This window comes from Bacillus sp. RB3, from assembly GCF_030164735.1.
In the GTDB taxonomy this organism is placed as follows: domain Bacteria; phylum Bacillota; class Bacilli; order Bacillales; family Bacillaceae_G; genus Bacillus_A; species Bacillus_A cereus.
Genome location: NZ_JASNGE010000036.1, coordinates 36,621 through 48,278, shown reverse-complemented (window position 1 = coordinate 48,278; position 11,658 = coordinate 36,621). Strand labels below are relative to the sequence as shown.

The window sequence follows — 11,658 nt, the reverse complement described above, 5'->3', positions numbered from 1 at the left end:
CTTGCGCTTTTTCTTCTTCTTTAGCTTTTGCTATTTCTTGCGCTTTTTCTTCTTCTTTAGCTTTTGCTATTTCTTGCGCTTTTTCTTCTTCTTTAGCTTTTGCTATTCCTTGCGCTTTCGGTTCTTCTTTGACTTTTGCCTCTTCTTTAGGCTTTACTATTTCTTGCGCTTTCGGTTCTTCTTTGACTTTTGCCTCTTCTTTAGGCTTTACTATTTCTTGCGCTTTTACTTCTTCTTTGACTTTTGCTTCTTCTTTAGGCTTTACTATTTCTTGCACTTTCGGTTCTTCTTTAACTTTTACTTCTTCTTTGACTTTTACCTCTTCTTTAGGCTTTACTATTTCTTGCGCTTTCTCTTCTTTTTTAACTTTTACTTCTTCTTTGACTTTTAACTCTTCTTTAGGCTTTACTATTTCTTGTGCTTTCGTTGTTTCTTTCGCTTTTGCTACTTTCTGCGTCTTTACTTCTTTCTTTTCTTTAACTGATTTTTGTACTTTCGCTACTTGCTTCGTTTTCTCTTCAGTTTTCTTTTCAGTTGGTGCTGTACTTGATAGGAAAGAAACGTTTGCATAAGCAGTTTTTCCTTTATACTCAAATTGCAGCCATCCGTCTTTTACTTGATGCGTTGATTCAATTACATCATCTTTTTTTAGTCTGCCAAGAATTTCTGAATCCGTGTTTGCTTCAGTGCGTACATTTAACAAATTCGCCGTTACATGATATACATCTTTTGTAAACTCCGAACTTACAAACACTTCTTTACCATTCAACTCAATTTTTGACCAGCCATCTTCGGTATTTATGACTTTTAACTCTTGCCCATTCTTTACTTTTTCGACCACTTTTGATTCTGTAGTCGGTTTTTCACGTACGTTAAGTACATCTGCTGTTACAATTGTTTCTGCGGTAGCAGTTGTGGTAAACGCTCCCAATCCAAAAACAGTTGCTGTTGCTGCGCCAATTACTTTTTTCATATTAACCTCCATTAAATTTTTTTGAATTTTATCAAATGCCTCCGTAAAATTGTATAATTTTACATAATATCAAAACATTTGCAACAGTATATTAATATTGTTTAATATACTGTTATTAAAACTCCTTACTCCAATACTATCAAATTCTCATTTCTAATTCTATATATTATAAATCTCCTTATCTTTTATCAAAGCTCCATACCCTTCTTCACACTAAATAGTTGTGGCAATTCCCGCCAAAAATAAACTTACGATTGCTAAAATTTGAGTAGCAACAATAGCCCCTCTTAAATGAAACTTATAATCTTTATATCCTTTCATACCTTCCGTACTAGGAATCACAACAAACCTTGGAGTAATCCAGCAAAAAATTAGCAAATCAATTATAAGTAAATCTACTAAATTGAAAATCATTAAAATACCAAAAGTGTGTAAATAGGCATCCATATACATTAACTTTTCATGCTTATGTAGTATATATGTAGAAACGAAAGGACTACCGAAAAGAATAGTATTATATACAATATTAAAATAAATGCTTTGCTTTTTTTCATGAATCGATTTTGGAAAAACTACTTTTTGAATATCTTTCGGATAATCAGTTAACGATAGTCGAGGATTATAATATAAGGACCCTAAAATCATTACAGATAGTACAATAGACATGATGACACCAACGTACATCATTTGCTCAAATTGATTCATATGCTGTATTCACCCTTTTCTGTAATTACTATGATGGTCATTCACTTAATTACATATTGTATGTACGTACATAATCAAAAATTAACAACTAGCTTTAATAGCGAAGCAAACAGATGTAAACGTACTAAAAGCAATTATCCATCCGAATAATATCCCTTCTCGCAAAATTTTACTAAGTGTAGGTTTTACATCGGAGAAAGTTTGTGAGATTGATGGATTACCTGGGGAAATTTTGAGCACATACATATAATTCCAAAAAGGCAACGCTACTTATGTAGCACTGCCTTTTTCTTTATTGGAATAATCCTTTTCCTTTATTCATTTACTTATAAAGTATTGTCAGTTCTTCTTTATGTTCTGTATTTCCACATTATAAATATTTCACGTCAAGGAGAGATGACTGAAATGAATAATCAAAAAATTGAACTTACTGGTCGTATCGTTACACCTAATGATCCTGATTATAATTCAGCGCGTGAAGAATTCAATACATTCTTCAACAAATTTCCGTTAATCATTGTTTTTGCTCAAAATACGCAGGATGTAGTAAACGCTGTTCGCTGGTCAAGGCTACATAACGTTCCTATACGCATGCGCTCTGGACGTCATAATTATGAGGCATTATCCGTCAGTAATGCTGGTCTTGTAATTGATGTAAGTGAAATGAAACAATTAGAAATAGATCACAATAATGGAACTGTAACTATCGGGACTGGATGGAGAAATATTTCTTTAATTGAAACACTTGCAGCTGAAGGGTTAGTTGTGCCGAGTGGTGTTTGTCCTACTCCCGGGATTGCAGGTGTTACTTTAGGTGGCGGACATAGTATTCTCTCTCGTCCGTTTGGATTAACTCTCGATCATTTACTTGAATTAGAAATGGTAGACGCGAATGGTTGTATAATACGCGCTAACGCCAAGTGTAACTCCGATCTCTATTGGGCTTCGCGCGGTGCTGGTGGTGGTAACTTTGGAATATGTACTTCGTTTAAGTTTCGAACACATAAAATTAATACGGTAGGATTTGCAGAAATAAGCTGGGGGATATCAGATTTAAAACCTGTATTAACCTCTTGGCAAGAATATACGCTACCTTGCGCTAATAAACGATTTACAACTACTCTTTTTATGTCTGCAGGATTAGAACCATCATTATTAATGCAAGGTGTATTTCTCGGTTCTGTACAAGAATTGCAGTCGCTACTACAGCCATTACTAGAAGCTGGTTCACCAATGCAAGTAACTATCGAAGAAATACCATGGGCAGAAGCAGCAGCGAAAATAGCTGAAAAGCAACCTGCAACACCTTTACCATTTAAAAGTGTTGGTCCATATGTATATGAACTATTACCAGAAGAAGGACTATCCATTATCGATCACTTTATTAATAATGCACCTCCCTTTTCCACCACCTCCGTATTTTTCCACGGATTAGGCGGTGCTGTTGCTGAGGTGCCAAATGAGGCAACTGCTTACTTTTACCGAAAAGCACTATCAAACATGTCAATATTCGCTACTTGGGAGCAACCAGAAGGTGCCGCTGGAAGTATTCGATGGGTTGAAGACTTCCGCTTAGCGATGCTTCCATTTACAAAAGGTGTCTACGTTAATACGCCTGACCTATCCATTAAAAATTGGCCAGATGCATACTTCAGTTGCAACTTTGACCGATTAATGGAAGTAAAAGCGAAATATGATCCGAAAAATATTTTTAACTTTCCGCAAAGTATTCCGCTTTTTTAAACTATATATTACACATAATATATTAAAATATAAAACATCCATTTTTTAAATGGGTGTTTTATAAATAAAGTTTACATAATATAATTATTGGTTAATTCTTTTACTAAATATCTATTCAACAATCCAAAGTAACACTTTCTCAAACTCTTTTTTGGACAACATACTTTCGTTTATATAGCCATTCTTTTAATTGTACTTCATCCAAAGCTCCGTTCCCCTCTCATGATCCTTCACACTATATTCGCTTGTTTTTCACAAAAGGTTCATTTTACATGAAAATTTATTTATTACAATAAAAATATAAGGTATATTTTTATGAAAAGGAGGAATTCAAGAATGAATACAGAGGATAAAATTTACGCTGAAAAAGTGTTAAAAAATCTCTTTATCGGATCACAAGTTGATGGATTACAATTATCCCTCCTGAATCTTTAGCAATTTTCTATGAAACAGTTACATCTTCAAAGTTCTTCAGAAAATCTGATGAGCTGAATGAGTTAGCTTCAAAAATTGTACAAGCTACAGCAGAACAGAAGTACATGATCCATTATGGGGTTTAAATGTAATTCAAAAAATGCTTAGGATTTCTCCGAAGCATTTTTTGTATGTTACTAATACATTTATTCCTTAACCATTTAGTCAATGCTTGAGCCTATGGTCCCTTCTTTTACAAGTGAGGGCGCCCCTATTAATCTAAATAAGCGTCTCATTTCCAATCTTCCAGCTAAACCATCTCCCATGCCCTTCTGTTTCTCCAACCGTTTCACGATATTCATTTCCGTTAATATAATAATCAATATGAAGGTCACGATCCCACATGTTGTTATACAGGTGGAATACATCACGTTTTGCGCCAATTTCTTGTATTTGTTTTTCTAACTTATGTTTTACTTGTTCTTGTATTTGATTTGCGACGTGTGTATGGAAAATACAAATAACAGCTTCTTCACTTATTTGTTCAATAATAGATGATAATAGCTCTACACCGTCTCCTTCTATTAATTGGACAGATTCATTTTTCACTAAAGATGCAGCTTGATCAAACATCTCAAACCTTTCTTTATGCTCTGGCCAAATTAAAGCACGTAACCATAAATAATCTTCCTCATTATGTAAATCATTCACATGTAAGTCCAGTCCGATTCTTTCTACGACAGATGGGCTTTCTTTTAGAAAATGCGGCACATTCTCCCCTCTTATTTCAGAAGTTACATGCACATTTGAATCTATATTTCCGTACATTTCATCCGTCCCGTACGAATAACGATATTGGTCCCAGAACAGTTGCAACCCAGAACTTGTCCCAATTTCAATTAACGCTAACGGCTTCTTCACTTTGTTAAATATGTAGCAGAAACTTGGGTATAAGTATGCGCACCGTCTTACTTCATTTGTTTGAACGAGTTTCGTTTGTAACAAAGTAATGATTTCTTCTCGGTACTCTTTACAGAAATCTTTAAAATGATTAAAAGCTTTATCTAAATTTGTATCAGCATTTTCAACTAAACTACTATAATACGTTTTTAAATGATGTTCTTTCCCTGCTAGCAATAAATAATGTACTGCACCTAATAGTAAGTTTGGGACTGGTTGACCTACCTGAGCATAGGACGATAGTGTAAGTACTTCCTCATCTTCAGCAATTTTCATTGATAAACATTCATATAAATCACTTGACCCTTTACATTCCTTTATTGAAAAGTTTCGAAATAAGTTTGAAATTTGTTCTTTTGTACACATTAGAGTCCCTCCTTTTCATTTTTCAGAATAATCTTACCATTACAGAAAGAATAATCCCATAAAAAGGTACTCGATTTAGTCACTTAAGGATACGTAAGCTTTTTCGAGATAATTTCAAACTGAAATTTTTTTCTATTTACCACCTTAAAAGAGCTTGTTAAATAAGATTTTTAGCGAATAAAACGTTAAATAGTTTAAAATTATCAGATAACACTAGATATTTTAGTCTATTAATTATTATAATAGAGTATGAGATGGTTATATAATTGAGACAAAAAAGGTATACACCTAGGTGGGGCCTAGGCGGTGTTTCTCTTTTACGGCTTAGACATAGAAAACACCTACACTTTTTTGCCAATATAGGGGATGGAGAGATTATCATGAGCAACATGCAGCAAAAAACAGACGTTATCTTAATTGGTGCAGGAATTATGAGTGCAACGTTAGGCTCATTACTAAAAGAATTAGCACCAGAATGGGAAATTAAAGTTTTTGAAAAACTCGCAAGTGCCGGGGAAGAAAGCTCTAACGAATGGAATAATGCAGGTACAGGGCATTCTGCGCTATGCGAACTGAACTATACTTCCGAAAAAGCTGACGGATCTATAGATATTAGTAAGGCTGTAAAAGTGAATGAGCAATTCCAGCTTTCAAGACAATTTTGGGCATATCTTGTAAAGAGCAAATTAATTCGTAATCCACAAGATTTTATTATGCCACTACCTCATATGAGTTTAGTACAAGGGGAAAAAAATGTTGAGTTTCTAAAAAACCGTTTTGAAGCGCTTTCAAAAAATCCACTGTTTCAAGGAATGGAATTTTCTGATGCTCCTGAAACATTAAAAAAATGGCTTCCACTCATTATGGAAGGTCGCACATCTAATGAACCGATGGCGGCAACGAAGATTGACTCTGGAACAGATGTTAACTTCGGTGCATTAACACGTATGTTGTTTGATTACTTAAAAACAAAAAATGTCGAGCTAAACTACAAGCATAGTGTCGAAAATATTAAGCGCACGAAAAATGGTTTGTGGGAAGTAAAAGTACACGATATGAATAGTGGTAAAATTGAGCATCATACTGCTAAATTCGTCTTTATTGGCGGCGGTGGCGGTAGCCTACCTCTACTTCAAAAGACTGGTATCCCTGAATCAAAGCATATCGGTGGCTTCCCAGTAAGTGGACTATTTATGGTATGTAAAAACCAAAAAGTTGTAGAGCAGCATCATGCGAAAGTGTACGGTAAAGCTAAAGTTGGCGCTCCGCCAATGTCTGTACCTCATCTAGATACGAGATATATAGACAATAAAAAAGCTTTACTGTTTGGACCATTCGCAGGCTTCTCACCTAAATTCTTAAAAACTGGCTCAAATCTTGACTTAATCGGTTCTGTAAAACCGAATAATGTCTTAACGATGTTAGCCGCTGGTGTAAAAGAAATGGGACTTACAAAATACTTAATTCAGCAAGTTATGTTATCACATGAAAAACGTATGGAAGAATTACGCGAATTCATTCCGAACGCGAAAAGTGAAGATTGGGATATTGTAGTTGCTGGACAACGTGTACAAGTAATTAAAGATACTGATGCTGGCGGTAAAGGAACACTTCAATTTGGTACAGAAGTAGTAAGTGCAGCTGACGGCTCAATCGCCGCATTACTAGGCGCATCACCAGGTGCTTCTACTGCTGTTCACGTCATGCTTGAAGTATTAGAAAAATGTTTCCCAAGCCGCATGGTAGAATGGGAAGAAAAAATAAAAGAAATGATTCCTTCATATGGCATTTCACTAACTGAAAATCCAAGATTGTTCCAAGATCTTCACACTTCTACTGGTCGTACACTTGGATTAAACGAAAAAGAAACTGTTCATAATTAATGCAGAAATAAAAAAACGTCCGATATATTCGGACGTTTTTTTGTCTACTAAAAATTATACTTATCAATATTATCTTTCGTAAATACAACTCGTTCTGGTAATACGATAATTCCGTTCCCTTCTGCCTCATAATCATATCCTTGAATGGAGTTTGGCTCTACTTTCACTTTTCCAATTCCTTTTACTTCGAAGCTATCCCCTACTTTTAACTTCTTCCCTTTTACAACAATTTCATTTGCTACATACGTTGCGAGAGCACCTTGTTGTTTTACATCCCATAAACCAAATTGTTGTACTGTTCCTCGTTTTACATAATCACGCATAACGTTCGGTGTAGAAAATCCAGTTACCATTACTTTTTTATCCATTTTTAAGTTTTCAGCTGCCTGCGCCATTGCTGGGAGTGCTGTTGCATCTGGACAAATAACTGCGTTAATATCTGGATACGTTTTTAATATGTTCTCCCCTACGGATAAAGATTTTTGTGCATTATTTTCACCGTACTGCGTCGTTACAATTTCCCAGTTCGGATATTTCTTTTTAATAATTTCTTTCGCTTTCGTTACCCATTGGTTTTGATCCGTTACTGTCGGGCTAGAATAAAAGAATGCTACTTTTCCTTTATCTCCAATTTGCTTAGAAGTCATTTCTATTAATAAGTTAGCAAGTTGGTCTGGTGTTCCTTGGCTTATATAAAAAGAACGATCTTTCGGATTCACATCAGAATCCCATGTTAAGACGGTCATTCCTTTTTTCTTAGCACGTTGTAGTGATTGCGATAAACCATCAACTGATGTAGAGGAAACTATAAGTGCATCATAGTTTTGGTTAATAAAATTATTTATATACTTTACTTGCCCTGATACACTCGCTTCAGACGGCCCATCATATTTCACTTGTACGCCTAGCTTCTCTCCCATCTCCTTTGCTCCTTCACCTCCCGATGTGAAGAAACCAACTCCTGTTAATTTCGGAATAAATGCAAATTTCACATCATCAGTCTTTTTCTTATCTGCCGTTTGGCTAGAACACGCAATTAAACCGATTAAACAAATACATACAATCAATACAATCCCTAGTTTTCTCTTCATGACATTTCCCCCTTATGCAAACTCTGTCTTTTCCCCGCTAAAAATTGATGTAATTTGAAATGTCTCATAATAACTGAAAGAATAAGGATAATACCTATTACTACATTGGATTGTTCATTTGTTAAACCCGTCATTTGCAAGCCATACTGCATGAGCCCAATGAAAATACTCGCCAGTACAGTACCGATAATGCTTCCTTTTCCGCCTGTAATAAGTGTACCGCCTAAGACGACTGCTGTAATGATTGGTAATATTGTTTCGCTTCCTATATCAGCACGTGCAGAACCGAAATATGCAGTTAAGAAAGCTCCTCCTAATCCACCTCCTAACCCAGAAAGTATGTAAGCAATGATTACTACTTTCTTCGTCTTAATCCCGGTGTATTTTGCTGTATTTTCATTCGCACCTGTTAATTGTACGTGGCGCCCATATATCGTTCGGTGAAACAAAATCGTGCATACAATTGTTAATGAAATAAGTAGCCCTAATAAATTGGGTATTCCTATAAAACTACCATTTGCTAGTTGTACATAAGTATCAGGTAAACCGCTTATCCCTTCATATCCAGAAGCACCCGCCCCTCCTGAAACGACAAGCGCAATTCCTCCGTATAAAAACATCGTTCCGAGTGTAACGACTAGTGGTTCTACATCTGTCATTTTTATAATGAGTCCATTTAAAGCTCCTGCTAAGCAACTGACTATAAGTGCCATTATTACTGCTAGTAAAATATGAATCCCATTCATCCAAAACACACCAATTAAAATCGAGGTTAGCCCCATAATTGATCCTACAGATACATCAATTCCTCCTGTTACTATAACAAAAGTCATTGGTATCGCCGCAATTGCGATAAATAGGAAATCATTTGTACTAAAAAGGAGATTACTAATATTTAAGAAATCGCTATTTATAAAACTAAAGAGAATGAATTCTATAAGAAGTAATATGATTAACACACCTTCCCATCTGTAAAAATACTTCATAGATTCATCCTCCTTTCTGCTTTCCACCTCTTCATGACGCTATCTAATATAATAATAAGTAATAGTAAAAAACCTGAAATAGCATTATTCCAAAATGCTGGTATTTTTAAAAAGACGAGTGAGCTACTTATTGTTTCTAAAAATAACGCTCCTAATGCAGCTCCAAATAAAGATCCTGTTCCTCCTTTTAAATGAATTCCTCCTAGTACAGCGGCTGCGATTACTTGTAATTCTAATCCTGTACCTGTTTGATTTGGGACGAACCCGATATTCATAACAAATATGCAACCAGCGAGCGCAGCGCTTATGCCTGAAATCATAAACGCATATATCTTCACTTGATTAACAGGTATACCAATAAGCCTCGCGCCATCTTCATTATCACCTACCGCATAAAAGTATCTTCCCAATGGCACTTTTCTTAAAAAGAAGTATAGTAGTAGTAAAATAATAAGAACGAACCATACAGTTATAGGTAAACCAAGAATGATGATAGATAACAGCTGCTTAAAATCGTTTGGAATATCTTCAATCCACTTCCCGCCTGTGAAGATTAACATTGCACCCCTAACAATTCCTAGCATCCCTAATGTCATAATAATGGCTGGTATCCGAAACTTTGCAACTCCAATACCATTTACGAAACCGATAATGGCCCCAAGTATAATAGCTACAAATATCGACAAGAATGCACTATACCCATTCGTTAACATCATTCCGCAAACTGCTGCACTTAATCCCATGCTTGAACCAACTGATACGTCTATATTTTTCGTAAATAAAACGAACGATTGGCCAATTGCTAGAACGACTAAAATAACGCTTGATTTCATCAGTAAAGATAACGAGTTAAATTGAATAAAACTAGGATTTATTATACCGACAATGGCTATATAAATTAGTAATAACAGTATGATAGACGTTTCGTGCCTTTTATACATACGTTTCATTCCGTTACACCTCCGTATGCAAGGCGTGTAACTTCATTCACACTCAGTTGTTCTTTTTCCATATGAGAAACAAATCGCCCATTTCTCATTACATATACACGTTTTACTAATTGGACAATCTCTTCAACATCCGAAGAGATTAATAAAATTGCGAGTCCTTCCCTTTTCATTTTTTTTATCGTCTCATACACTTCAAGCCTTGCTTTCGCATCAATTCCGCGAGTCGGCTCATCAAGAATAATAATTTTAGGATTACATGCAAGATACTTCGCAAGCACGACCTTCTGCTGATTACCTCCTGATAAAGATGCCAGTTCTTTATTCATATTCTGTACAACAATTCGGAATTGTTCTATAAACGAATTAACTAAAGCGCTTTCTTTTTCTTGATTTATAAAAAAGCGATTATTTTGATATAAACTTGCCGCTGCAATATTTTCTTTAACAGAAGCAATTGAGAAAATTCCATTCCTCGCCCTATCCTCTGGCACATAAACTAGTCCTTCATCTAGCCTTTTATGCAAAGAACACGTATCAATTGATTTTCCACCCAATAAGATAGACCCTGATTTTATAGTTTTCAATCCAAATATCGCTTCTGCTAATTCCGTTCTGCCAGATCCTATAATGCCAGCAACACCTACAACCTCACCCGCATGTACAGTGAATGATATATTTTCGAATGCGTGACCATTTATATCAACCACTTCTAATATTTTTTTCGTCTTTACTGTCTCTTGAACTACTTCTATTTTCTCTTTCTGTTTATATCCTTTTGGCAATAGTCCCTCCATCAGCATGTCATATGTATAGTCACATACATCACCTTGGCTTACAACCATTCCATCACGTAGTATTGCTACTTTGTTGGCAATTTCAAAGATTTCTGGAAAACGATGCGTAATATAAATCATCCCAATTCCTTTTTCTTGTAAACTTTTCATCAACACAAAAAGACTCTTAATTTCGTGTGTTGTTAATGTCGATGTTGGCTCATCTAGAATAAGAATCTCAGCTTCTCTTATTAATCCTCTAATGATTTCTACTAACTGTTGCTGCGCAATAGATAACGATTCTCCCTGTTCATTAAGATCAATATCCCAACTTAAACTGTCAATTAATTGCTGAACTTTTACTTTAAGCTTCTTTCTATTCCCCTTTAATCCAATACATATATTTTCTTCAATGGTCATATGCGGAAAAATGAGCGGTTCTTGTGGTATTAAATAAATCCCTTCTTGGTGTGCTTCTTTTGGATTTGCAAACTGCTGTCTCTTTCCTTTCACATACATTTCTCCACTATCATACGAATATAACCCCGTTAATATTTTCATTAATGTCGATTTCCCGGCGCCATTTCCACCAACTAAAGCGTATATATCACCATGCTCTACTTGTAAGTTCACTTCCTTTAGCACAAGTTGATTCGAAAACGCCTTACTCATTTTCTTCACTTGTAATAAGGGCACATTCTCCACATGATGTCACCTGCCTTTACCCAGAACATTTTTTGAGAAAATGATTATTTGTTCTACTTGTTTTGTAGCATTGTATATTCCTTTTTTCATATCTAGAACACTTTTTTCA

9 protein-coding genes and 2 pseudogenes are annotated in these 11,658 nt (G+C 35.3%); 4 read left to right on the top strand and 7 right to left on the bottom strand.

Features of this window, described 5'->3' with window-relative positions; translation table 11 throughout:
* Together QO049_RS26515 and QO049_RS26510 are read right to left on the bottom strand one after the other, a co-directional pair.
* The coding region (locus QO049_RS26515; RefSeq protein WP_284489640.1) for an SH3 domain-containing protein at positions 1 to 973 on the bottom strand (973 nt) is incomplete at its 3' end.
* Positions 974 to 1,186: 213 nt separating this feature from the next.
* Positions 1,187 to 1,678 (bottom strand): hypothetical protein, encoded by a 492-nt coding sequence (locus QO049_RS26510; protein WP_001071232.1) that lies wholly within the window; start codon positions 1,676 to 1,678, stop codon positions 1,187 to 1,189.
* An 85-nt stretch (positions 1,679 to 1,763) separates the two neighbouring features.
* Between QO049_RS26510 and QO049_RS26505 the strand changes: the two are divergent.
* From QO049_RS26505 to QO049_RS26495, 3 genes and pseudogenes are all read left to right on the top strand, one after another.
* Positions 1,764 to 1,928 (top strand): annotated as a pseudogene (locus QO049_RS26505) (GNAT family N-acetyltransferase); the annotation flags it as partial.
* 155 nt (positions 1,929 to 2,083) lie between these two features.
* A complete protein-coding gene (locus tag QO049_RS26500; protein WP_246960290.1) occupies positions 2,084 to 3,421 on the top strand; it encodes an FAD-binding oxidoreductase in 1,338 nt (445 codons plus the stop codon).
* A 407-nt stretch (positions 3,422 to 3,828) separates the two neighbouring features.
* Positions 3,829 to 3,981: pseudogene (locus QO049_RS26495) on the top strand (short-chain dehydrogenase); the annotation flags it as partial.
* Between the two features lie 133 nt (positions 3,982 to 4,114).
* Here the strand turns inward: QO049_RS26495 and QO049_RS26490 are convergent.
* On the bottom strand, positions 4,115 to 5,161 hold the full coding sequence (locus QO049_RS26490) for a DUF2332 domain-containing protein (RefSeq protein ID WP_246960292.1): 1,047 nt from the start codon (positions 5,159 to 5,161) through the stop codon (positions 4,115 to 4,117).
* Between the two features lie 380 nt (positions 5,162 to 5,541).
* Here QO049_RS26490 and QO049_RS26485 point away from each other — a divergent pair, with 380 nt between their 5' ends.
* Positions 5,542 to 7,044: a malate:quinone oxidoreductase gene (locus QO049_RS26485; protein WP_000069138.1), complete on the top strand. Its 1,503-nt coding sequence runs from the start codon at positions 5,542 to 5,544 to the stop codon at positions 7,042 to 7,044.
* A gap of 47 nt (positions 7,045 to 7,091) precedes the next feature.
* Here the strand turns inward: QO049_RS26485 and lsrB are convergent, their stop codons facing one another.
* Genes lsrB through QO049_RS26465 form a run of 4 tightly spaced genes read right to left on the bottom strand, consistent with a single transcriptional unit; the run spans position 7,092 to position 11,549 of the window.
* Positions 7,092 to 8,135 (bottom strand): autoinducer 2 ABC transporter substrate-binding protein LsrB, encoded by a 1,044-nt coding sequence (gene lsrB, locus QO049_RS26480; RefSeq protein WP_074618807.1) that lies wholly within the window; start codon positions 8,133 to 8,135, stop codon positions 7,092 to 7,094.
* Positions 8,132 to 9,121, bottom strand: coding sequence for an ABC transporter permease (locus QO049_RS26475; protein WP_118414611.1), 990 nt, complete (start codon positions 9,119 to 9,121; stop codon positions 8,132 to 8,134). The genes lsrB and QO049_RS26475 overlap by 4 nt, the downstream gene beginning before the upstream one ends.
* Positions 9,118 to 10,071, bottom strand: coding sequence for an ABC transporter permease subunit (locus QO049_RS26470; protein ID WP_246960295.1), 954 nt, complete (start codon positions 10,069 to 10,071; stop codon positions 9,118 to 9,120). Before QO049_RS26470 ends, QO049_RS26475 begins: the two co-directional genes overlap by 4 nt.
* Positions 10,068 to 11,549 (bottom strand): sugar ABC transporter ATP-binding protein, encoded by a 1,482-nt coding sequence (locus QO049_RS26465; protein ID WP_246960298.1) that lies wholly within the window; start codon positions 11,547 to 11,549, stop codon positions 10,068 to 10,070. The genes QO049_RS26470 and QO049_RS26465 overlap by 4 nt, the downstream gene beginning before the upstream one ends.
* Positions 11,550 to 11,658: the final 109 nt, after the last annotated feature.